The 24,079-nt window shown below is 41.4% G+C and carries 24 protein-coding genes and 1 pseudogene; 9 read left to right on the top strand and 16 right to left on the bottom strand.

The window, feature by feature from the left end; genetic code table 11:
• Positions 1-214: 214 nt before the first annotated feature.
• From C232_RS0114490 to C232_RS0114435, 11 genes and pseudogenes are all read right to left on the bottom strand, one after another.
• Entirely contained in the window at positions 215-1,057 is an 843-nt protein-coding gene (locus C232_RS0114490; protein ID WP_018664870.1) for a PfkB family carbohydrate kinase, read from the bottom strand.
• A gap of 222 nt (positions 1,058-1,279) precedes the next feature.
• Positions 1,280-2,248, bottom strand: coding sequence for an SIS domain-containing protein (locus tag C232_RS0114485; protein ID WP_018664869.1), 969 nt, complete (start codon positions 2,246-2,248; stop codon positions 1,280-1,282).
• A 34-nt stretch (positions 2,249-2,282) separates the two neighbouring features.
• Positions 2,283-3,008, bottom strand: coding sequence for an amino acid ABC transporter ATP-binding protein (locus C232_RS0114480; protein ID WP_018664868.1), 726 nt, complete (start codon positions 3,006-3,008; stop codon positions 2,283-2,285).
• Entirely contained in the window at positions 2,995-3,654 is a 660-nt protein-coding gene (locus tag C232_RS0114475; RefSeq protein ID WP_018664867.1) for an amino acid ABC transporter permease, read from the bottom strand. Before C232_RS0114475 ends, C232_RS0114480 begins: the two co-directional genes overlap by 14 nt.
• A 96-nt stretch (positions 3,655-3,750) precedes the next feature.
• The gene (locus C232_RS0114470) at positions 3,751-4,560 is read right to left on the bottom strand and encodes a transporter substrate-binding domain-containing protein (RefSeq protein ID WP_018664866.1); all 810 of its coding nucleotides are present in this window, start codon (positions 4,558-4,560) and stop codon (positions 3,751-3,753) included.
• Between the two features lie 589 nt (positions 4,561-5,149).
• Entirely contained in the window at positions 5,150-5,947 is a 798-nt protein-coding gene (locus tag C232_RS18785; protein ID WP_211211499.1) for an RpnC/YadD family protein, read from the bottom strand.
• Positions 5,948-6,175: 228 nt separating this feature from the next.
• Positions 6,176-7,042 (bottom strand): metal ABC transporter permease, encoded by an 867-nt coding sequence (locus C232_RS0114455; RefSeq protein WP_018664864.1) that lies wholly within the window; start codon positions 7,040-7,042, stop codon positions 6,176-6,178.
• On the bottom strand, positions 7,039-7,962 hold the full coding sequence (locus C232_RS0114450) for a metal ABC transporter permease (protein ID WP_026314622.1): 924 nt from the start codon (positions 7,960-7,962) through the stop codon (positions 7,039-7,041). The genes C232_RS0114455 and C232_RS0114450 overlap by 4 nt, the downstream gene beginning before the upstream one ends.
• Positions 7,963-7,966: 4 nt before the next feature.
• Positions 7,967-8,365, bottom strand: a pseudogene (locus tag C232_RS0114445) (metal ABC transporter ATP-binding protein); the annotation flags it as partial.
• On the bottom strand, positions 8,366-10,315 hold the full coding sequence (locus C232_RS0114440) for an ABC transporter permease (RefSeq protein ID WP_018664861.1): 1,950 nt from the start codon (positions 10,313-10,315) through the stop codon (positions 8,366-8,368).
• A complete protein-coding gene (locus C232_RS0114435; protein ID WP_018664860.1) occupies positions 10,308-11,063 on the bottom strand; it encodes an ABC transporter ATP-binding protein in 756 nt (251 codons plus the stop codon). Before C232_RS0114435 ends, C232_RS0114440 begins: the two co-directional genes overlap by 8 nt.
• Positions 11,064-11,351: 288 nt before the next feature.
• Between C232_RS0114435 and C232_RS0114430 the strand changes: the two genes are divergently transcribed.
• The 3 genes from C232_RS0114430 to C232_RS20475 all read left to right on the top strand — a co-directional run bounded on the left by C232_RS0114430 (position 11,352) and on the right by C232_RS20475 (position 12,947).
• Positions 11,352-12,134: a DUF2268 domain-containing putative Zn-dependent protease gene (locus C232_RS0114430; RefSeq protein ID WP_018664859.1), complete on the top strand. Its 783-nt coding sequence runs from the start codon at positions 11,352-11,354 to the stop codon at positions 12,132-12,134.
• Positions 12,135-12,277: 143 nt separating this feature from the next.
• The gene (locus C232_RS0114420) at positions 12,278-12,526 is read left to right on the top strand and encodes a hypothetical protein (RefSeq protein WP_018664858.1); all 249 of its coding nucleotides are present in this window, start codon (positions 12,278-12,280) and stop codon (positions 12,524-12,526) included.
• A 280-nt stretch (positions 12,527-12,806) separates the two neighbouring features.
• Positions 12,807-12,947, top strand: a complete 141-nt coding sequence (locus C232_RS20475) for a YjcZ family sporulation protein (RefSeq protein ID WP_018664857.1) — start codon at positions 12,807-12,809, stop codon at positions 12,945-12,947.
• Between the two features lie 282 nt (positions 12,948-13,229).
• Here C232_RS20475 and C232_RS0114410 read toward each other — a convergent pair whose 3' ends face one another.
• The 5 genes from C232_RS0114410 to C232_RS18775 form a co-directional block, all read right to left on the bottom strand.
• Entirely contained in the window at positions 13,230-13,721 is a 492-nt protein-coding gene (locus tag C232_RS0114410; protein WP_026314621.1) for a PTS sugar transporter subunit IIA, read from the bottom strand.
• A 16-nt stretch (positions 13,722-13,737) separates the two neighbouring features.
• The gene (locus tag C232_RS0114405) at positions 13,738-14,199 is read right to left on the bottom strand and encodes a hypothetical protein (protein ID WP_018664855.1); all 462 of its coding nucleotides are present in this window, start codon (positions 14,197-14,199) and stop codon (positions 13,738-13,740) included.
• A gap of 1 nt (position 14,200) precedes the next feature.
• Entirely contained in the window at positions 14,201-14,968 is a 768-nt protein-coding gene (locus C232_RS0114400; protein ID WP_018664854.1) for a MurR/RpiR family transcriptional regulator, read from the bottom strand.
• 74 nt (positions 14,969-15,042) lie between these two features.
• On the bottom strand, positions 15,043-16,650 hold the full coding sequence (locus tag C232_RS18780) for an alpha-glucoside-specific PTS transporter subunit IIBC (RefSeq protein ID WP_018664853.1): 1,608 nt from the start codon (positions 16,648-16,650) through the stop codon (positions 15,043-15,045).
• Between the two features lie 258 nt (positions 16,651-16,908).
• Positions 16,909-18,267, bottom strand: coding sequence for a 6-phospho-alpha-glucosidase (locus C232_RS18775; RefSeq protein WP_018664852.1), 1,359 nt, complete (start codon positions 18,265-18,267; stop codon positions 16,909-16,911).
• A gap of 521 nt (positions 18,268-18,788) precedes the next feature.
• On the opposite strand from C232_RS18775, the gene C232_RS0114385 reads away from it, so the two are divergent.
• From C232_RS0114385 to C232_RS0114360, 6 genes are all read left to right on the top strand, one after another.
• The gene (locus C232_RS0114385; RefSeq protein ID WP_018664851.1) at positions 18,789-19,265 is read left to right on the top strand and encodes a PTS sugar transporter subunit IIB; all 477 of its coding nucleotides are present in this window, start codon (positions 18,789-18,791) and stop codon (positions 19,263-19,265) included.
• A gap of 41 nt (positions 19,266-19,306) precedes the next feature.
• Entirely contained in the window at positions 19,307-20,110 is an 804-nt protein-coding gene (locus tag C232_RS0114380) for a PTS mannose/fructose/sorbose/N-acetylgalactosamine transporter subunit IIC (RefSeq protein WP_018664850.1), read from the top strand.
• Positions 20,103-20,966 (top strand): PTS system mannose/fructose/sorbose family transporter subunit IID, encoded by an 864-nt coding sequence (locus tag C232_RS0114375; protein WP_018664849.1) that lies wholly within the window; start codon positions 20,103-20,105, stop codon positions 20,964-20,966. The genes C232_RS0114380 and C232_RS0114375 overlap by 8 nt, the downstream gene beginning before the upstream one ends.
• Before the next feature lie 64 nt (positions 20,967-21,030).
• Complete coding sequence (locus tag C232_RS0114370; RefSeq protein WP_018664848.1) at positions 21,031-21,453, top strand: PTS sugar transporter subunit IIA; 423 nt, start codon at positions 21,031-21,033, stop codon at positions 21,451-21,453.
• Positions 21,446-23,152, top strand: a complete 1,707-nt coding sequence (locus C232_RS0114365) for an alpha-glucosidase (protein WP_018664847.1) — start codon at positions 21,446-21,448, stop codon at positions 23,150-23,152. The genes C232_RS0114370 and C232_RS0114365 overlap by 8 nt, the downstream gene beginning before the upstream one ends.
• Before the next feature lie 100 nt (positions 23,153-23,252).
• On the top strand, positions 23,253-23,780 hold the full coding sequence (locus C232_RS0114360; RefSeq protein ID WP_018664846.1) for a MurR/RpiR family transcriptional regulator: 528 nt from the start codon (positions 23,253-23,255) through the stop codon (positions 23,778-23,780).
• Positions 23,781-24,079: the final 299 nt, after the last annotated feature.

Here is a 24,079-nt window from a genome sequence, read left to right as displayed (position 1 = left end):
GATTTATATGTCAACATAATATTTTAAATTATCTTAATTATATTGTCAGATAAACTAACACAAAATACCGGGGTAAATATACCGGCTACACCGGGAAAAGTGTTTAAATTATTTTATAGAGAGATTTCAGAGTTGGCATATTGTCCGCAGTCCATTCCAAAGCATCGTAGAATTTGCCCGGTTAGTCGCGATTCAAGCTGGCCATTTTTCAAAATCATGATGAAAGTTTTTTGCCTTTGCCGAAGGATCCGTCAATAAGACATTGCTTTGCCGAGAAATCTGCCGCTGCTTGCAGTGATTTTTCTATCACCGCTTCTTTTTTACCATTACTTTTTATGCCTTGGACATAATGGATCAGGAAGCATGTAATGAACGCATCTCCGGCCCCCATCGTATCGGTCGCCTCAACATAGTTAGCGGGCTGCTCATACGTATTGCCGCCGGTAAATAAAATAGCGCCTTTTTCTCCCCTTGTACACAAAACTGCCGGGCATCCGCACTCCTGTACGAGCCTGCTCAGTGTTTCAATTTCCCGTTCATTCAGATGGCTGCAGGAAAAACAGGCAATATCAATATATTGAGCGGTAGCTTTGATGCGATCCTCCGTAAAATGATCTGAGTAATCATATGAAATGACTGCACCCAAATCGTCAACCATTGGCAGGGCATCATCCGAAAACCCATTGCCATTAAAATGAACCAAAACAAATGTTTTTAGATAATCCGCATCTTTTTCCGTAATATTTAAGCCGTATTTGCTTAAGACGCCTCCCTTGTTGCTTCCAAGAAAAACGCGGTCACCATCCTTTAATGTAACCCTGGCATAACCGTTTTCCCCATCATAAGTACGGCAGTGAGACAAATCCACTCCAAAAGACTCTGCCGAAGATTGAACATGTTTTGCCATTTCATCTGTACCGAAAGCACCGAGAAAAGCCGCCTCTGCCCCAAGTTTACTTGCAAAGACTGCAAAATTAAGGGCGTTTCCTCCTGGATACATGGTCTGCTTATTTTCATAGATATCTACAACATTATCACCCAGACCTAAGACTCTCATATCAAAAGCCTCCTTTTTTACTTGCGTAAACAGCGGCAATGAAGGATCAGTATTCTGCAACCATCGCACTTCTGTCCGTCTTTGTTGGCCCTTCCTTAACGGGCATCCTTCTATGGCTGTGCCGCAAAAGATTACAAGATTTCCGCTAATATATAAAAAAGTCCAGCGGGATGTGTAGAGGGAATCCCGCTGAATCTTTCTCCATATGAATGGGTAAAACGATTAGTATTCCAGTTTCCACATGTATCTTCTCTTTGTAAGCGGGTGGTTGCGCGCAATGGCCAGCTGTTCCGCATAAACACGCAGCACGCCTGAAATTAAAATCGGATTAAAGTAATCGATGACTTCTTTTGCCACATGATTTCCAAGCCCGAAATCTTTTGCATCGACGACGGTTGTCTGTGCATCAAAGCGATTTAAGAATTCAAGCGCACGGGCATCCATCGGGCGGGTGCTGCCATCGTTCATCAAGAGCAGGAACGGTTTGTCTTTCTCAACAATTTCAAAAGGCCCATGGAAAAATTCACCTGTGCTAAAGGTACCAGAGTTGACCCATTGCATTTCCATTAATAAGCAGATCGAGAACGAATACGCCACTTCATGGGTTGCTCCGCTGCTCATCACATAAACAACAGGCGCATCTTTGTAAGTTTCACCAAATTTTTTCGCCTCAGGAAGAAGGCTCTCAACTGCCTGATCAATGACACCATAGATTTTTTCCGCGCCAGTAACAAATTGGTCATAGTAAGCATATCCTTCAAAAGTATTGAGGATTTCTGCGGCCAGTGTCAGAACCTTTGTCATTTTTTCCATTTTTGCTGAATAGCTTTCAAAGAATCCGTGTGTGACGACATAGTCTGCGTCTTTTGTTAACGGAGATTCCGGCGAATGGGTGACCGCGATAACATGAGCGCCCCGTGCTTTTGCAAGGCTTGTGGCTTCCACCGTTTCCGGGGTGTTGCCGCCGAGCGAACAGGTAATGACAATGCTGTTTTCACCGACAGCTTCCGGAGTTGCATAATTAAATTCATTTGAAGTAAAGTGGGCGGAAATGATTTTTTTGGCATTTTTCCGGAGAAAATAGTATGCCGGGTAGAGGTCGGCATGTGAGCCCCCGCACCCTACAAAAAAGACACTTGTGATTTCAGGTTGTTTGTTTTGGATCGATTGAATCATTTGATGAAGTTCCACGAATATTCCTCCTAATCAATTAAAAAAGTAAATGTTAGTGTAATACTTTTGATAGAAAATTTTTGGTTCTTTCATGCCGGGGATGCAAGAACAATTCTTCCGGCGTGTTCTCCTCAACAATCTGGCCCTGATCCATAAAGAAGATACGGTCGCCAACCTCCCTGGCAAAACCCATTTCATGCGTCACAATCACCATGGTCATCCCTTCTTTAGCCAAGTCCTTTATAACGGCAAGCACTTCACTCACCATCTCAGGATCAAGCGCCGATGTCGGTTCATCGAACAGCATTGCTTCCGGCTTCATCGCAAGCGCCCGGGCAATGGCAATCCGCTGCTGCTGGCCGCCGGATAAAGTAATCGGATAAACATCCCGTTTGTCGGCCAGCCCGACTTTGCCCAACAGTTCCATGCCCCGTTTTTCCGCGTCTGTTTTACTCATCTTTTTGACTCTGACAGGCGCATGGCATATATTCTGGATCACCGTTTTATGTGGAAACAGGTTGAATTGTTGGAAAACCATCCCCATTTTCTCGCGGACTTTATCGATGTTGGTTTTATTGGCTGTAATATCCTGATTGTCAACATAGATTGATCCGTCTGTTGGTGTCTCCAGAAGATTCAGGCAGCGCAGGAACGTACTTTTGCCGGAACCGGACGGGCCGATCACAACGATCACTTCCCCGTCATGAACGGTACAATTGACATTTTTCAATACTTGATGTTCCCCAAAAGATTTGCATAAATTTTCAACGCGTATCACTGGTTTTCAGCCTCCTCTCCAAGCGGCCCATCATCCGGGTCAATATCAGCGTAAGGATCAAATAAATCACAGATGCCACAATGACCGGCTCAAGCCCAAGTGCGGTTGTTCCTCTAACCGTCGTGGTCTGGTACATCAGTTCGGAAATACCGATAACCGAAACCAGTGAGGAATCTTTGATGTTTCCAATAAACTGGTTCACAAGTGCCGGGAGAATATTTTTAAAAGCCTGCGGGAGAATGATTTCCATCATCGTCCGGCGCTTGCTCATACCAAGGCTTCGGGCCGCTTCAGTCTGGCCATATGGTACAGCCTCAATTCCGGAACGAATCGTTTCCGAAATATAAGCGGAGGAATGCATCGTCAGGGCAATGGCGCCAGTAAGAAAGTCCACGACATTGATCCCGAGAATTGCCGGCAAGCCGACATAGACGAGAAAGATTTGCGCCAAAAGCGGCGTCCCCCGGATAAACTCGGTGTAGCCAATGCTGATCCATTTGATTACTTTTATATCAGACCGCCGCATCATCGTCAGAATAACACCCAATACCGTACCGGCAATGACTGAAATGATAGCCAGCAAAATGGTCATATAAGCACCTTGGAGAAAGAAGGTATAGTATGTACTGAGAAAAGAAAAGTTCACCAGGTTTAACCCCCAATCTATGAATAATATTATTTTCGTACGGCTGATTTTCCAAAGGTGGGAAGATATCCAGTCTTCTGAAATCTTAGCATAAAACTACTTCACATATTTGACTTGTTGCAAAACCCAATCTTCGTATTTGGATTTGTTTTCCGTAACAACGGAATTTACAAGTTTCTTCAAATCACTCGTTGAATTTTTCGGCATCGCAATTGCCGCGCCTGCTGAATCGTCATTATATTTCAGGTTGGTTTGCACCAAAGAAGGACTTGCCTTGATTAACATTGCTGCCGTTGGAACATCAACGAGCATGGCATCGACTTTGTTATTTGCAACCGCCATTGCCAGATCCGTATTTTTCCCAAACAGTTTCAACTTTGCTTTTGGAAAATACTTCTGCATGACCTGCTGCTGGGTAGAAGAATTAACAACCGCAACTGTGGCATTTTTTAATGCAGAAGCCTTTTTGTATTTACTCAGTTCCGATTTTCTTACCACAAAAACATTTGTACTTTTATAATAAATTTTTGAAAAATCAGCTGCCTTTTTACGTTCCGGCGTCGGGCTCATTGCGTTGACGATCATGTCCACTTTACCGCTTTGCATAGCCGGTAGCAGACCATCAAAGTCCATTTCCTTAATTTCGTACTTGACGTCCATCTTTTTGGCCAAGCGTTTAATCAACTCAAGATCAGCGCCTTTGAGTTCATTTTTTCCGTTATGGCTGTAATGGAATTCATATGGAGGCGTCGCTGCCATCAACCCGACAACCAATGTCCCCTTCGACTTAATTTTTTCAAGGCTTGACTGCTCTTTTGCACTGCTGCTCCCGCAGGCAGATAAAGATAGAACGAGTGCAGCCATAAATGATAAAGAAATCATGGCTTTAAACACCTTTTTAACCAATTTCATCCACTCCCTTATATTTCTTTTTTACAGAAAATGATAAAACGTATTAATACGTATTTTTTATTTCATGATTTAATAATATATTCATAACATTCGAATGTCAACACAACTTTATAAATTGTCACAAATTAAAATATAGTTTTTCATAGAGTACTTGAAATGAGTTTTAATTTTGAAGGAATACAACGGTGCCTGTGTCATCACTCTGAAATACGAAAAAATCAAAACAGGAGCTCCTCAAAATTCCAGCGCTGAGAAACTCCTGCTTTTTTTATTATCTTGGAAAGTAAGGAATTCAAAACTGGCAGGGCAGGCACCTGTTAAAAGGATTTCCGAATTACTAATTTTGCAGGCAGTCTTGTACTCTTTATAGCGTTTTGCTGGTTGCGTTAATCTCTTTAATCGTACTTCAGCTGCTTTGATTCCTAACTCATATCTGATTGACTAACGACTGACAATGGTGGATTGGAGACCATTGTCCAACCATAATTATAGTAGCGAGCAAACAGTACACCTATGCACTGTCTTTTACTTAAACTACAGCACTTCAAATCCGGAAATACGCCATTTTTCTTGAGGCAGGCCTTTAAAGCTTGATCTGCTGCTTCAATTTCAGTACTTCATCACTGCTCAGTCCTGTAAGTTTTGCGATGAGGCTCACATCCATTCGGTTTTGAAGCATCTTGACAGCAACTTTTTCAACTGCTTCAAGCCGGCCTTTTTTTACACCTTTTTTTATCCCTTCCTTAATTCCTTCTTCTCTCCCCTCTTCCCTTCCCTTCTGATATCCCCGGTCAAAGTACGAATTCGGCAAATGCAGGATTTGCTCGGCTTCTTCCGGTTCCAAATTTTTAATGTGTTCCATGACCTCTGCCTCCTCTTCTTCATTTAATTTTAAATAGGTCTCAAAAAATCCATAAATGAGCCCCATTCTTGCAGGATCCAGCTCCATACGGGCGATCATTCGAAGAAATTCCAGCTTGACCTGCACCCGCTCTTTTTCTGTATACCCCATTTTACTCAACAACGCTGCCGCTAGGGGATTATTGCTTTTGATATAGTCTTTCCAATTTTTCTTCACAAGATGAAGTGTTAAATAATGAAAATGAAGAATTTCTCTGTTGCGGAATTGAATGGTGTAGGTGTCGGGGATTTCGGTTTTTTCAGGATAACTGAACACGGCGATCGGTAAAACGGATTTGCGGTGTTTTTGCCGGATCAACGAAAAATATTGATACATCCGTTCAGAAAAATGTTTTTGATAATACGACTGAGGCTCGATGTGAATAAGGATAACTGTATCTTTTCCCTGCAATTTTGTTTCAACCAGAATGTCGATCCGCTTTTGTTCGCCTGCTGTAATATCCGTATACAGTTCCTGCACAGGGTTCCCTTCGTTTTTCCAGTATCTTTGAAGAAGTAGCCCTATCAAACGCATGGTGGAACCATAAAAAAAACGACCCAACAGGCCGTTTTTCAAACACATACCCCTTATTGTTTTAAAACTATTTCTCTTCTATTTCGCAAAAACGTGCAAACTTCAGGTATTACAGGTAACCTTCAAACCCGTGATTGGGCAGGCTCTATCCGTGCAAGGTTTGGAGCGATCTCATTATGAATGTTTTCTGCTCCACTTTTTCACAAAGACTCCATGCTTTGGTGAGAAGAATAAGGCTCCGGTAAATAGTAAGCCTGTCACAGATACCATTGTTCCCCCAATGGATGCATCCAGAAGATAGGCTACGTAATACCCAAGCAGCGAACTGACAATACTCAGGACAATACTAATGATCATCATCCTGCTCAATTTGTCCGTTAATAAATAGGCGGTTGCAGCCGGGACGATAATCATACCCACTACTAAAATTGCCCCCACACTTTCAAAAGATGCAACGGTGGAGATTGAAACCAAGCCCATTAATAGATAATGGAAAAACATGACTGGAATGCCCAATGAAGCGGCAAGTGCCGGGTCAAAAGTAGTGATTTTAAACTGTTTGTAAAATAAAGCAATGACAAGAATATTTAAGATAAAGCTTGCGCCTGCACCCCAAACAGCTTTTGGCCCCATACTATATCCTCCGATATGCAGCGTATCCCAGGGGGCATAAGCAATTTCTCCATATAAAACACAATCGAGATCCAAATCCACCTCCCGTGTATATAAACTGATTAACACCACTCCAATCGCAAATAACGCTGTGAATACCACACCAATGGATGCATCGGACTGGACCCCGCTATTTTGGAACATTTGTATTAAAAAAACCGTAACGAATCCAATAGCGGCGGCCCCAAACATCATCGCAACCGAATCTCTTGAACCGCTGAGCAAAAAAGCAATGACAATCCCCGGCAAGACGGAGTGGCTGATGGCATCACCAATCATGGACATTTTTCTTAAGACAAGAAAACAACCTAAAATACTGCAGGAGGATCCTACTAACGCCCCAATTAGGATAATCCAAACATGGTTCACAAAGATTCCTCCTTTACATCCTGGTTTGCAAAGGCTTCATGTTCATGCTTGACTGCACCCCGTAATCTAATTTTTGCTAATACCCCACGATTCGGGGCAAAAAGAACAGAAATAATAAATAGGCTGGTGGCTGATAAGACAATCAGCGGGCCTGTCGGCAAATGATTTACCATTGAACTGACTGCGGTCCCGGCGAAACCGCTAAGAGCTCCAAACAGTCCAGCCACAATCACCATCACATGCAGTTTCTCCGTCCAATATCTTGCAGCAACAGCTGGTGTAATCAATAATGCGGCCATTAATACAACCCCTACTGCCTGGATACCAATGACAACTGCCGTCACAATCATTAACATGATAAATTGATCCAGCCATACAATAGGGAGCCCAATTCCTTTAGCAAAACCCGGATCAAACGAGAGTAATTTAAATTCCTTAAAAAATATAATACACAGGGCTACTAAAACCACACTAATCCCGGTAATCGTGTAAACATCTTGTTTCACAATAGAGGCAGCGTGGCCAAATAGAAATTTATCCAGCCCGCTTTGATTTCCATTATTACTATGCTGTATTTGTGTTAACAAAACAATTCCCACCCCAAAAAACACAGTCAAAATAATCCCTAATGCCGCGTCTTGTTTGATGCGTGTATTTCTCGTAATATAGCTAATCGCTATGGTTGCCAAAGTCCCGGCAATGACGGCACCGATGAGAAAGAAAAAGATAGACTTTGTACCCGTTACCATATAGGCAAGGCACACGCCCGGAAGTGCCGCGTGGGATAAGGCATCCCCCATTAACGATTGTTTCCGTAAATAAGCAAAGCTTCCAATCACACCGCTCGCCAATCCTAAGAGCATGGATCCTGCTAGAATCCATTGTGTATTAGGGTCGGATAATATTGAAAGAAAGTTCATTTTCTCACCTCGGACCAATGATGATGGGAACGGAATCCGATTCAAGCATGGCTAAGCTCCCATCGTATGTCTTCTGCAAATAATCCTTTGTAAACAGCTCTTCCGTCGGGCCTATCCCTATCAGTTTGACATTCAAAAGCATGATCCAATCAAAATATTCTTTTACTGTATTGATATCGTGATGGACAACGAGAACTGTTTTCCCTTGCTTTTTCAACTTCATCAACAGTGCAATAATCGCCCTTTCCGTAGACGCATCCACTCCCGCAAACGGCTCATCCATAAAATAAATTTCTGCATCCTGTGCAAGTGCTCTCGCTAAAAAAACACGCCGCTGCTGTCCGCCAGAGAGCTGACTTATTTGACGATCCGCATACTGACCCATCCCCACCTGTTCTAAACATTACAAAGCTTCGCGAATGACCTTTTTATAGCCCTCTACTGACAGGAATGCGAAAATCGAATAGAGTGCCGTATACAAGATCATCACAACGAGCATTGGTGTCCATAGTTCAGTCCCAAATAAAAACCAGCCGGACTGGACGGCAAAATAACTGTGCAGCAATCCGAGAATCAGCGGAATGCCGAAGTTGAACAGTTGTTTGAACCGAATCCCCTTAATTAAATCATAATCGGTAAACCCGAGCTTTCTTAAAATCGTGTATGACGGTTTTTCTTCCTCACTTTCTTCCATTTGCTTAAAGTAGAGGATGCATCCGGATGTGATCAAAAATGCCAGCCCTAAAAACCCGACGATAAACATAATCAGCCCCATATTTTCTTTTTGTTGCTGCATGATGGCATAGCATGAGTAATAAAAGTCCTTTTTATTATAGTGGCGGGCATTGAAAAGTTGGTCAGCTTTCTTTAAATCGTCTTTGTTCTCTAAATGAACCGCGAAAAATAGCGGGGACTCTTTTTGTATTTTCTTATTTTTATCGGCTTTTAACGCATCATAAACAGCGTTGTCAACCACTGCAACAGGCATACCGCCATCCGTAAAATAGTTGGAGAGCAAGCGGTCTTTTTTCAACCCAATATATTGCAGGGAAACCGTGTGATGCGCACCTTTAAACTGAATAGGGCCGGATTTTTTAAATGGCATGATTTTCGCAAGTGCATCACTGTAACCAAAGAAAATGGCTTCACCTTTCCGGACATTCACATTTTCTACAGAACGTTCACTCACCACAGAAATATTGGTGGCAGCAGGGTTAAAATTCGCTCCTTCTCCCGTAAATCCATCCAGTATGTTTTCTAAATCAGCCTTAACGCGAATCACTTCTGTTTTTTTTGTATCAAAATGAATACCATGTGCTGCCAAATCATTGAGATATTGTACGGCATCCTTTTGATTTGTAAAAGAAAAGTCAGCTGCTGCCATATTCCGGGCTGTTTTTTCCGCGGAATAGTAAGTGATATACGACAAGGATAATAAACCAATCGCAAGGGCTGAAATGGTTGTAATAATCGTCAATAGCAGGGCATTTGATTTCATCCTGAACATAATCGACGACAAGGACATCACTTCATTTATGTTCATATAACCATCTTTCTTTTTCCGAATCATGTGAAACAAGTAGCGGATAGATGTTTTGTAAAATAAATAGGTACCGATGATCACAAGCGCGAGAATGGATATCATGGCAGTGAAAAGCTGTGTGATCGTGGTAAAATCCCCGTCAAATAGTTTGGATGAGATAAAATAGCCTGCCACAATAAAAATAAACCCAACGATCCCCAAAATGATCTCAATGGCAGACATCTTTTTCACTCGATCTTCCGCCGAAGAAGAGGCAGTGAACAGGGTTAAGATGCTTTGGCGTTTAATAAAAATATAGCTTGTTGCAAGAATCAGCAAATAGATGGCTGTGAAAACAAGAATGGTCTGAATGAAAGCTTCCGGCGAAAAATGAAGGGCGGCCTTAACATTCACGTTTAAGATTTTGAACAAAATCATCATCATCAATTTAGACACAGAGAATCCAAAAAAGACCCCCAACACGAGCGAACCGTAATACAGGATCCAATTTTCAGCACTTAACAGCCAAAAAATCTGTCTTTTTGTCATCCCGACCAGTTGGAAGAGCCCGATTTCTTTGCCGCGCCGCTTGATAAACAAGTTGTTCGCATACAACAAAAAGATGGCGATGATCGCGATCAGCAGCACAGAAGCAGACCGGAGCGCTGCCGCCCCTTTCACCGAGCCTTTTGCATCATTCATCGCAGGGTCGTATTGCAGGGTGACAAAAGCAAAATACAATGCCGCACTGAAAACCAGCGCAAAAATATAGATGGCATAATGTTTCATGTTCTTTTTCAGGCTGCGGAAAATCAATTCATTCCTATTCATTTTGCACACCGCCCAGCACAGCCTGTGTTTTGAGTATGGCCTTATAAAGTTCCTGCCTTGATTCATTTCCTTTGTTTAACTGGGAATAAATTTTCCCGTCTTTAATGAAAACAACCCTGCTGCAATAGCTGGCAGCCGCTGGATCATGCGTTACCATTAAGATCGTTGCGTTTCTTTTTTTATTGAGCCCGCTCAGCTTATTTAAAAGATCGGATGCCGATTTTGAATCCAGCGCGCCGGTCGGTTCATCGGCAAAAATCAGGCTGGGGTCATGGATAAATGCACGTGCTGCCGATGTCCGTTGCTTTTGGCCGCCGGAAATTTCATTCGGATACTTGTTGCGGATCTCGTAAATCCCCAGTTCTTCAGCAACGGCCTGGAATTGCTTTTCCGCTGCTTGTTTTGAAACTTTCTTCACTGACAACGGCAGCAAAATATTTTCCTTTACCGTCAGCGTATCAAGCAGATGGTATTCTTGGAAAACAAATCCGAGGTGGTGCTTGCGGAATTCAGAAAGTTCCTTGTCCTTCATTTTTGTCATTTCATTTCCTTCAATCCTAATGCTGCCGCGGCTTGCTTTATCAATCGTCGACAGGACGTTTAATAAAGTGGTCTTTCCGGAACCCGAAGGCCCCATAATGCTCGTAAATTCACCTTGCTCGATAGTTAAATCAATTCCTTTTAAGACTTCCTGTTTGTTCCATTTGTTTCCGTACGTTTTATAAATGTTTTTTGCTTCCAAAATCATACCGTTCTCCCCTTCCTATTGATGAATCCATTATATCGGGTAATGGCACTAAGCTCCTTCGATTCTGCGAACAATTTAGAAAAGCATATGACAGTTTTGTCACATGCTTGATCTTTGATGCAATCATTCCTTTAGAAAATTTATGTAAAAATAGTAGAAAGCAAACAGCCGGCTCGTTCTGTATCCCGTATGTACCATTTTCAGAGATCGGCGGAAAGGATTGAAAGATCGTAACCTTTATCGTTTAGAAACATACGTTGTTTAAGAAAAAGCAATGGAGGAAGGCATATGGGTGTTATCGAAACGGACAAGTGGCTGCTTCAATTATATAACCGGCCGATAGCGATTTGCGAAAAATTAAAAGCGCTGTTTAAAGGCGCAAGGGCTTCGGAAATTTATGACTACCTGATCTATCATGGCATGTACCAGCCGGGAAATAACGGAGCCGGGATTGTTGAAAAATTACAGAGCCGGCATGTTTGGGAAATCGTAAAGAATGAATTTCTCCGCTGTAAAAAAGAATGGGATGGGCCGGATGTTCCGATTTATATTTTCCCGTCTGACCCAACCAACTTATTGATTCAGGAAGAGTTTAACGGAAAAGCAGGACTGGCATTTAAAGACAAATTATTTTTATTCGTTTCGGCCCGGAACAGTGAAACTGAAATCAGGTCATTATTTACGCATGAATATAACCATGTTTGCCGGCTTACTGAATACCCGAAAGATGAGGCCGATTATGTTTTATTGGATACGATTATTTTAGAGGGACTGGCAGAAAATGCTGTCAGGGAAAAATTCGGACCCCAAAATGTTTCATCCTGGGCCTTTTCTTATCCAAATGACAAGATCGAAAAGATATGGAAACAATATGTATACCCGAATAGAGACATAAAAAAAGCAAAACAGCGACATCAGGATATTTTGTACGGTTTACATGCTTACCCGAAAATGTCCGGTTATTGCACCGGATATTACCTTGTCAATCAATATCTTGAAAAAACCGGCCTCTCTGTAAAAGATGTGCTTAAAACCGATTCAAAGGTGATTGCTCAAATCAATTCTGGATAAGTATTATCGGGATTTATCACAAATACGCCCGGATTTCTGAATGCCTCCCTTATAATTCCACAAAATACCTGGTCATTTTGTCCGCCGTACCTGCCGGTAAAAATCATATACTGTACTATTCCCAAAGGATTGGAGGATATTTTATGTCATTTAGTCACTACCATGCACTGTGCCATCGATACAGGGGCAGAGCGGTTCAAATCCGGACTGTTGATGGACGAATCCATAGGGGCATTATTCATCATGTGAGCGGAAACAGAGTTTTTCTTCGGCCGCTTAGAAGACCCCGAAATTTCGGCGGGTTTGGCTACGGCGGCTGGGGATGGGGATTTGGCTGGGGCGTTGCAATCGGTTCAATTGCTGCTTTGGCTTTAATTCCTTTCTTCTGGTAAAAAATTCATCTTATATAAAATGAACTGTACTTTTTTGCGGATCCATTACCATTTTAAAATTTGTACCACTTGTCACTGCTAACAACGGCGTAACCATCTTTCAATCATTTAATATAAAAAAATAAGCGGTCATGATACTGGCAGCAGATATGACTGCACAGCTACAGGCGGCAATCGAGTAAAGCAATAGACCCATTTACAAAAAAATTACGTGAGCGCCCATTCCTTATTGAGAATTCCACATAGTCTGTTAAGGCAATCTCGAAAGGAGGTTAAAAATATGTCTGATGGCACAGGCTACAGCGGCGGCTTCGCTTTGGTTGTCGTATTGTTTATCCTTTTGATCATCATCGGCGCTTCATATGTTGGTGGTTACGGCGGCGGATATGGCGGCGGTTACGGCGGCGGCGGGTTCTTTTAATAATCCGTTCCATTAAGTAAGGGTCTCTGCATTCAAAGCCCATATTTCATGAGAATCCCTCACTTTCTCATATTTGCACGAAAAAGGTACTTGCTACCTTATACGCTTACGAATTAGCATTAGAAGAGAATCGGGAGTACGATACGTACTCCCGATTCTCTTTCTCAGGTTTTGTCAGCAGGCCATACATTTTAAATGAAGAGGCCAATGCCAACAGACCTGTTACAACCGTGTTCTGAAAACGGCTCAGCCATATAAGCGACAAATTTTACAATTTTCCTCTTATTTCAGTTCGACTTTTCCGATTTCCTTGCCCGGGTTTACTTCGCCATTTGCAAATAAACTAAAGTCTGAAATACGATCGGCGTTTGTAAAGACAACGATTACACTGTTATCCTTTCCAGCTTTCTTCAATGCAGTTAAATCTATATCTGCTATTTTTTCTCCAGCTTTAACCGTATCATTCGCCTTTACATATAATGTAAAAGGTTGTCCTTTAAGTTCAACCGTATCGACTCCCATATGCACCAATACTTCTAATCCATGATCCGTTTGAATACTGATTGCATGCTTTGTATCAAAAATACTCATAATTTTCCCCGATACCGGGCTCTTCACTTCCCCGGAATTTGGAATGACCGCAAATCCGTCTCCCATCATTTTTGTGGAAAATACCGGATCATTTACTTCTGTAATTGGAATGAGCCGCCCTTCAGCAGGAGCAACGAGTAAATCTGATGTTTGATTCTTTTTCTTTTTTAAGAAATGAAGCATCATTATTCCCCACCTTCTAAATGATTAATTTGAAAAGAACAAAACCGCAAAACATATACATCACAAAAAAAGCACCAAACATGGACAAAAGGGGTATATTATTTCTTAAGTTTGATAACTTTATTTTTTTATTTGGAGAAACCCAAATAAAAAGAGCGATAAAAACGGCGATTAAAAGATTGCCCAGTAAGATCTGGGCAAGCGCCAAGAAATAAATCGTTAACATAAAAAGGTCATGATGATCTAAATGAACTTTCAGGTGATACAGATAATACCCCATAAGCAGATTAAGACAAGAGGCCAGCAGCATAACTGCAGAAAAGGGGCTGCCCGACAAGAGTTCTTGAAAAGATGTTGGATAAATGATCACAATCATACACAAATAAATCATATAAAGAATAGGGACAAGAAAGAGTAACGCAATCATCAATTTAAAGATTTTCGATTCATTTCCTACAACTCTTCTTATTTTATCCATTTTATAAGCCCCCATTGCCAAATTGCTCCGTAAATAATTTGTAATGCAGGGAAAAAAGTTCGACCAGAATAAATAAGCTGACAATACTTCTGTGTTGTAGTTTACTAAATTCGGATGAATAGTAATATAAATTATAAGTTGATATTCCAGCCAATTGATTCGTTCCAAATTGTGTAAAACTAATTGTCTTTATGTTTCTCCGTTTGAAATCCTTTGCTATGCTGACAATTCGTTCGTTATTTCCACTCAACGAGATTAAAAAAACGATGTCTTTTTCATTTAATGCTTTTTCTGCCACCGACAATTCTTCTAATGCAGGGAAATTGGTTACAAATTTTTTCGAGTATATAAAGTTTCTTGTGAGCTTTTCAGCAGCCATTTTCTGTTCCCAACCTGTCCCGTAAGAAAATATGCGTTTCGCTTCTTTAATCGAACCGTACATTTCCTTATGATTGACAGTATTGAAGTATTTAATGGTTTTTTCAATATCTTCATTTAGTTTATAATCAATGTTTTCCGGTTGGTTGGCCTTTTGTTTCAGTTTGTTTTCTTCCTTTTTGATTTCATATTTTAACTCGGAAAAACCGGAGTATCCAACCTTCTTGATTGTTCTAAACAAGAAAGAAGCGGAAACATGGCAAAGTTTACTGATTTCATTTAAAGTCAAATGGCCGACAGAATCTTTATGTTCTATGATAAAATTTAAACATTGTAACTCATCTGAATTCAAATATTGAAAGTTTTGATTCACCTTTTTTTCTAAATCCATGGAGAGTCAGCATCCTTTCTCGTGTCCCTAAATCCAATTCTATCACGAATAGAGATGCTAACCCTACCCTGGCTTTATTTAGAATTCAAAAGTTCTTCAAATTTGTCTCTGACTTGCGGAACATCTAATCCCACGATGACTTGGAATGCTTTTCCTGCTCTCACAACCCCTGCCGCTTTTCCTGCTTTAAATGCACTGTCAGGTTTCACCTTTTGCGGATCTACAACGGTAACTCTTAATCGCGTCGCACAATTTGTAACATCACTGATATTTTCTTTTCCCCCCAGTGCATCCAGGTAAATGGCTGCTCTCTCTGAATAAGGATCCGTATAAGTCGCAGCTGTTTCTTGAACGCCTTGCTCTGATTTTTTATTTTTATAATCTTGCTTCGTTTTTAATGTAATCTCTTCTTCCTCATCGGCTTCCCTGCCTGGCGTTGCAAAGTTGAATTTTAAAATAAAGAACCTGAATACAAAGAAATAAATCGCCGTAAATGCCAGGCCAACGATGATTTGGGTTAAATAGGTTGACCAGTGATTTTGGAAAAGCGGAATCCAGTTTTTCCCGGCCATGTCAATAATACCTCCGCTTAAATCACCAACTACACCAAATAAATACAGTGTTGTATCTAATGTTGCTGCCAAAAGGGAATGGATCACCCATAAAAGCGGCGCTACGAACAGAAATGTAAATTCAATTGGTTCCGTTATACCGGCCAGCACAGATGTAATCACCGCCGGTACCAATAAAGCCAATACTTTTTTCCTGTTTTCTTTTTTTGCCGTAAAATAAAATGCCGCTGCTATACCAGGAATACCAAATACTTTTTCATTACCATATAGCAGGAAGCCCATTTGAGGTGCCATTGATTTTAGGGATTCCTTGCTATTCGCAAAACTGTCCAGGTGCATGAGCCACCATTTTGTTAATCCTTCAGGAACTGCAGCTGGTCCATATTGGAAAGGGATATAAATAAAATGGTGAAGACCGGTCGGAATTAAAACACGTTCAAGAAAACAGTACACCCAAACCCCTACAGCACCCGCGTGAGCCATGAATGATTGTAATGATGAGATTCCTAAGGAGACCTTTGGCCAGATTAAACAAGTAATGAATGCTAAAGGCAAGACAGTAAAAAAACCGAGAATGACTACGAATGCAGAACCTTGGAAGGTACCTAAGAAATCCGGTAATTTATATTCAAAAAATCTATTATGCAGATAAACAACGATACCTGCGATAATTAAGGCTCCAATGATGCTTGTATTAAAAGTTTTAATCCCGGCAATCATTTTCAAGCCTTCGTTTGTGCTATTTTCAGCCAAAGCCCTTCCGTAATGCATAATTCCAAAAAATTTTCCCCAGTGGGTAAGAATGGCCCCAATAAAATAATTCCAGGTGAGGTACGTGACTAAAGCTTCCATTGCAGCTCTGCCAGAAGCTTTTTTGGCCAACCCAATTGGCAAACCGACAACAAACAATAATTCTATTTGATTAAACACTGTCCATGAACCTTGTTGTATCGTATCCCATATGCCGTACCATAAGGTTCCTTCACTTGCAAGGCTTCCAAAAACAGATTGATTGCAAAACAAAATACTGATGGCTAGCATGATACCTGCAAACGAAAAAAGTAAAACAGGCGTAAACATCGCACCGCCGAATCTTTGTATTCCTTTCATTGTTCCCCTCCAAACTGGAACCGCTTTCTCTATTTGCAATAGGATGGAGAAGCGATAAACTCTTTTCATTTTTGAAAAAAGATTGATCGCTTCTCTTTTTAGAAAGGTTCCGCTTCGTAATGAATGCAAAGGATCCTATCTTTCAGCTAAAAAACTTTTAAAATATATAAAATGAACTTATGCTTTCACATCAAGACCTTACGACTTTTACCAGTAGGCAATCGCAATGTTTCGTTCATTTTATATAGAAATTGCTTTTTAACTTAATACCGGTTCAGTTAGAGAACGTCCGTTTTTTAACGCCGGCCAATAATCTTTATTGGCTTCAATCAATTCATCCAAAATGACTTTGGCCAGTCCTGCATCAGGTACAATCTTGCTTAAACTTAATGCTTGCCATAACTTCGTATATGAACCCTCTATCCAGGCATCGACAACCAGGTTTTCTACATTACTTTGTTCCTCAATTAAACCTTTTTGAAAACGTGGAATTTTGCCTTGAGCAAGAGGTTCAGGACCGTTTGCACCAATTAAGCAAGGAACTTCCACCATGGTGTCGGAATCCAGGTTCTCTACTGCACCTTTGTTTGGCGTAATAACCAGCATGCGTTCTTTCGTGTTGTAGGCAATCGCACGACATAAATCTATAATATATGAAGCATGTTCATCTGATTTAAAGGCACTGTTCCTGGCTGTTCCGGATTCCGTAATTTTGGCACACTCGCCAAAAACGAATTTTTCACGGCCGTGTCTGATTTCATCTGTCCTTGTATAATTTGGATCAGAATGTTTCACGACTTCCTGTGGATATAGATAATATTTTAGATAGGTATTCGGTAAGGTATCCGGATCAAGGGCATAGACATTTTTGGCCATTTCAAAAGTCTCTCTCCAGCTTTTTTCCGTCCCGGTTTCGTCAGGTAGTAAATACCCATTTTCCCTGACATGCGCCTGGATTTGCGGCATCAGATCGTTCCCCTTTTTATCTCTTAGAGCCGTCCACCAGCCAAAATGATTCAATCCATAGTAATCAAAGTCTAAATCCTTAAAGGAATCCAATTTCAATATTTTAGCCATGCGATCCATAATTCCGATTGGCATATCACAAATGTTAATAATCTTAGAGTTTGGTTTTAAGCGATTTGTTGCTACAGCTACGATAGCAGCAGGATTTGAATAATTGAGCATCCAGGCGTTTGGAGAGTACTTTTCCATGTAATCAATTAACTCTAAAACGCCCCCAATCGATCTTAAACCATAAGCAATGCCTCCAGGGCCGGTTGTTTCCTGTCCCACAACCCCATGTTTTAATGGAATTTTTTCATCTTTCTCACGCATTTCATATTTCCCGACCCTGATTTGTGCCATAACAAAATCAACATCTGAGAAACCTTTTTCGGGATTCGTTGTTGCCAAAACTTCAATTTCAGGCGCCCGTTCTTTGATCATGATTTTGCAAGCGTCTGCAATTTTTTGCTGCCGTTCACCGTCGTTATCGTAAAACTTCAAACTTCTAATAGGGAACTTATCTAAATTATCCAGCAAAGTTAACACAATTCCCGGGGTATACGTACTCCCGCCACCAGCAATAACAACTGAGAATTTTTTATCTGCCATAATGAACATCTCCTTATGAGAAAGCGTTATCTTTTTTACATGTTCATTATCTCACGTATTAAAATTATTTCAATACATCGCAATTGTTTAAAAAATTTTTTTGCAATGAAAAAAGTGTTTCGTTTTTTGAAAAAAATTTCATACATGCACCTTGCAGACTTCTTCCTCACCGACCCGACTGATTGGGCTGTTATGCTTACTACATAAAAATATTAAACTGTTGTTTACCCTCAAAGAAGATTGATTGCTTTCAAACTCCTCGTATAGAGTAGCAAGAGCTCTTTCCAGAAGAATTCCCAGTTGATCCGGATATCAAAAATTCACTTACAATCAAAAAATCCTCAAATAATTTGAATGAACAGATTCCCTAAGATCGGGAAATTTCCCGGCCATTCGACACTTTTCCCCTTTCTCCTGTCCATTTCCTAACATGGCCTGAATGTATTGTTGGCGTTTTCTTAAGGTGGTAATCTTGAAATGTAGCAAGAAAGAAAACGAATTAACAAAAGGAGATCATAAAAATGGGATTAGTACTGGCACGTATAGATCAACGTTTAATTCACGGAATTGTGGTTACACAATGGGCTGCCCATACAAAGGCAAAACGGTTGATGGTTGTCGATGATGAGGTAAGTAAAGATGAAGTTCAAAAAGCGGCGATGCGGATGAGCAAGCCTGCAGGAACCGGAATGTCGATTATTGATACGGACACTGCCATCGCTAACTTTAAAGCGGGGAAATATGACAGCCATAATGTGCTGCTTGTTGTCCGCGAACCTGAAACCTTACTGAAGTTGGCTGACGGCGGCGTTCAAATCCCAAAGGTAAATGTAGGGATCATTTTTGACGGGGAAGGAAAGAAAACGGTTAAGAAAATGGTTTCAGTAAACGAAAAAGAAGCTGCTGATTTGAAAGCGTTAAAAGAAAGAGGAATCCCCGTTACCTTTCACTTTGTACCGGGAGAAAACGAAGAACCGCTGGAAACTTATATTCAATAATATGGACTGATTCTATCATCATATAGATAGGAAGGATAAAAATGGAAATACTTCAAGGAATATTGATTATTGTACTGGCCTTTTGGATGGTGCTTGACCAGCAAGGTTTTGTCATTACAACCTGGTTTCCGTCTATTATCGGAATGATTGCCGGGCTGATTATGGGGGATATGTCAACCGCAATGGTCATCGCCGGGACATTCCAATTAATGGCGCTGGGGGTTGCAAATATCGGCGGATCTTCTGTTCCAAATTACGGGCTTGCGACAGTTGTCGGGATTTATGTGGCGGTGAGAACCACGCACGATCTTGAACATGCGAAAGCGGTCGCTTTGGCAGTCGGTGTGCCTGTCGGAATGCTGGGGATTCAATTGGATGTGCTTGGAAAATTATTGAACACATATGTATCCCATGCCGCACAAAAGGCTTTGAACGAAGGCAAATTCAAGAAAATGGAACGTACGCTTTGGATCGGGCCGCTCATTTTCGGGTTAACGACAGCGGTTCCAACAGCACTTTGTGTCTTCTTCGGGGATGATATTGTCAGAATGATTTTGAATGTTGTGCCAAAATGGTTCACAGACGGATTATCCATTGCCGGATCGATGCTGCCGGTTGTCGGGATTGCCTTGCTGCTGCAATTTATGCCGGTGAAAAAGTACCTGACTATGCTGATAATCGGGTTTGTCATTTCAGCATATCTGAACATTCCAATTTTGGGTATTGCGCTCCTGGGTTTTGCATTTGCTTATTATTACTTCACCCAGAATATCCATAAAACCCCTGCAACAGCGGCAGCGGCGGAAACGAATACAATGGAGCAAGGAGACGACTTCGATGAATAGTTTGCATGCAACTTCGGCCAGCCATACTGAACCAGCGAAGAAAACGAATCAAGCAGATCCGAATGGTGTAACAAAAAGAGACATTCGAAAAGCAGCGCTCCGCTATATGTTTATGGCTTGCAACACATTTAATTATGAAAACCAGCAGGGGCCGGCAGTGGTGTTCGGGTTAAGCAAGATCCTGCGGAAAATCCACAAAAAAGATGAGGATTACAAAGCTTCTTTAAATAACCATTTTAACTACTTCAATACCACGACATGGATGGCGAATATCCTGCTGGGCGCCTCCGTGGCTATGGAAGAAAAAGACGGAATTAAATCAAAAGATGCCGTTCAAGCCTTCAAAACAGGGATGATGGGACCGCTGGCCGGTGTCGGGGATACGCTCGTATGGGTTCTTTATCCGACCATCATGGGTTCGATTGCCGGGTACATGGGATTACAGGGCAATCCGACAGGCGCGATCATTTGGTTAATCTTAAATGTCCTGTTCTTCTTCTTCCGGATAAAATTATTCGAGCTGGGGCATACATCCGGTTTGAAATTAATTACCGCACTTGGCGACAGATTAAATGTCTTTACCGAAGCTGCTTCCGTCATGGGCTTAACAGTGGTCGGCGCATTAATCCCGTCCGTTGTAAAAGTCAATATTCCGCTTCAGTTCCAAACCGGGAAAGTCAAGCTGCCGATTCAAACGGAAATTTTAGACAAAATTATGCCAGCATTATTACCAGCTGTATTAACATTTGTGGTTTATAAATTGATTGCTTCCAAGAAATGCAGCATCACGCAAATCATTTTCATGGTCATAGCATTCGCTTTGATTTGCTCATTCTTTGGCATTTTAGGGGTCTGACACAAAATGATCAGCCGGGCGTGGCAAATGGCCTGGCTTTTCTTAAAGAAAGGAAACGAATCGTATGCGAAAAATAATGATTGCAAGCCATCATAAAATGGCGGAAGGAATAAAAGATACGTTGAACTATATTACAGGCGGCCAGGGCAATGTCCATGCGTTTTCTGCCTATTTAACGAATGCACCGGTTCAGGAAGAAATCGAAGCGCTGTTAAAAGATACAAAGGATGAAGATGAAGTACTCGTTTTTACAGACTTATTAGGAGGTTCTGTCAACCAGGCATTCTTCCCGTACACATCCCGTCCGCATTTTCATGTGATTACGGGCATGAATTTACCGGTCATCCTCTCTTTGCTATTGGAAAGTGGTGATGGCTATTTAACAGCTGAACAGATCCAATCAGCCCTCCAAGATGCGAAAGAACAGCTGGTGTATGTGAATGATTACGTAGCAAATCTGCCGGAAGAAGATGAAGATGATGAGTAAGGAGCAGCCCTTGGAAAAAGATTGGTGGAAAAAAAGTGTTGTTTATCAGATTTATCCGCAAAGTTTTAAAGATACAACGGGAAGCGGAAAAGGGGATTTAAATGGGATCATCGAAAAACTCCCTTATTTGGCGGATTTGGGCATTGATGTCATCTGGCTGAACCCGATCTATCAATCGCCGCTGGTGGATAATGGGTATGATATTGCGGATTATTACCAAATCAATCCAGACTATGGAACAATGGATGATTTTAAACGGCTTTTGGAGGAAGCACACCGCCTGGGCATAAAAATTATTATGGATCTCGTGGTGAATCACACAAGCGATCAGCACGAATGGTTTAAACAATCATGTCAATCACGTGACAACGAGTATGCCGATTTTTATATATGGAAAGATCCGAAAGAAGATGGCAGCGCGCCTACAAACTGGGGTTCGACTTTTGGCGGCCCGGCATGGGAGTATGTAGAAAGCCGGGGGCAATATTATCTGCATTTATTTGCAAAAGAACAGCCGGATTTGAACTGGGAGAATCCAAACGTTCGTCAAGCGATTTACGAGATGATGAAATTCTGGTTTGAATTGGGAATTGACGGGTTCCGGATGGATGTCATCAGCTTAATCAGCAAGCGCCAGGACTGGCCTGATGCACCTGAAGATGCCGTTTATACAAAATCGTATTATGTCGGTGCTTCAAACGGCCCGCGCGTACATGAATTTCTCCATGAAATGAACCGGGAAGTATTGAGCAAATACAATATTATGACCGTCGGGGAAACCGCAAATACCAACAGTGACCAAGCCATTTTGTATACGGATCCGGCCCGCGAAGAATTAAATATGGTCTTTCATTTTGACCATATGCACCTGGACTACGGGCCTTTCGGAAAATTCTCGGATATCCGCTTTAAGATGAGCGATTTACGGGATGTGTTGACGGAATGGCAAAACAAGCTGGAAAACCGCGGGTGGAACTCGCTTTATTGGAGCAACCATGACCAGCCGCGCGCCGTAACCCGGTTTGGGAATGACACGAAATACCGGGTGGAATCGGCAAAAATGCTGGGTACGCTTCTTCACATGATGAAAGGCACGCCTTATGTTTACCAGGGCGAAGAGTTGGGGATGCGCAATGTCCGATTTACTTCTTTTGACCAGTACAGGGATATTGAAACCCTTGGCGTAAAGAAAGAGTTTGAGGAAAAGGGGCTGCCGGAATCGTATATTAAAGAATCCATTTTTCTCAAATCCCGCGATAACGCACGGACGCCGATGCCTTGGAACGGGGATGAACAGTCCGGTTTTGGTTTTACGACAGGCACGCCATGGATTGATTTCAGCCCGGATCATGCCGAAATTAATGTGGAAAGCTGCCTTGCAGATCAAAACTCAGTGTTTTACCATTATAAAGAATTGATTCGCCTTCGCAAAATGTTTCCTGTTGTCGTAGATGGAAAATATGAACTGATAAACCCAACCGATTCTGATGTCTACGGGTATACGCGTACACTCGGAAAGCAAAAACTTGTGGTGATTTGTTCATTTGCGGAGTATAAGGTAAACTACAAGTTGCCTGCACCATTGAAAAACCAATCCGGAAAATTATTGTTATCAAACTATCAGGATACAAAGAAAGAACTCGGCGACTTGGAACTTCGCCCGTATGAAGCGGTTATTTACCTGATTGATGAATCATGAAAAAGTCTTGCCGGCTAGGAAGCTTTTCTTGCCGGCTTTTTTCTGCTATACTGATCCTTAAATTTTCAACAGTTGTATTGATTAACAAGGTGGAGTGAAAATGGAATTTGAGTTAAGTGTCAAGATGCATTATGATCAATTGACCGATTCGGAAAAAGACATGGTAAAGTTCATCATGGACCGGCCGCAAGATGTTGTCAATATGAATATTGTGCAGTTGGGGGAAGCCATGCTGAGTTCGAAAAGTTCGGTGCTCCGCCTGGCAAAAAAGTTGGGATACCATGGATTTTCAGAATTAAAATATGCGCTCCGTTCGTCCATGACAATCTCCCCCTTAGAACCCTCGGATTTAACACAACTTTTAAAGCAAGACTTGGACAGGATTTTCCGATATATAGAACAAACAAATTTTCAGCCATTCCTACAAAAGTTGAAAGATGCGCGAATGGTTTTCTTATATGCGACCGGTTTTTCTCAAGGAAATTTTGCAAAAGAATTCTCCAAAGATTTAATGAATACAAAACGCGGAAATATGCTGATATCCGGCGAAACAAACCTGCAAATCAGCAGTTCGATCATCACAGAAGAGGATTTAATGATTATTACCTGGTTCCGAAAACCTATATAAATCTATATAATAATACAGATTATCTAGATATCCGGATGATTCGCTCCTGAAAACAGGTCTTGGTTGAGCCAGTGAAACAGCTGTACACACAATTGCTCTATGCCATCACCATTTCTTCCCACAACCGTAATTTTGGAAAACAGATAGGCCCTCACCTACCCCAGAGTAAAATGTAACCAGTGGTGACATTTGTAATAGGAGAGGGCCTGTTTTTTGATTATGATGTTTTTAATTTTGCTTTAATTCTTTTTTCAAGAATTTCTTTTACTTTTTTATATGGTGTATAAAGCGTAATTTCT

Source organism: Heyndrickxia acidiproducens DSM 23148 (assembly GCF_000374345.1).
GTDB classification, from domain to species: domain Bacteria; phylum Bacillota; class Bacilli; order Bacillales; family Bacillaceae_C; genus Weizmannia; species Weizmannia acidiproducens.
Note: the sequence above shows the minus strand (reverse complement) of the source record. Positions and strands in the feature narration are given on the sequence as shown.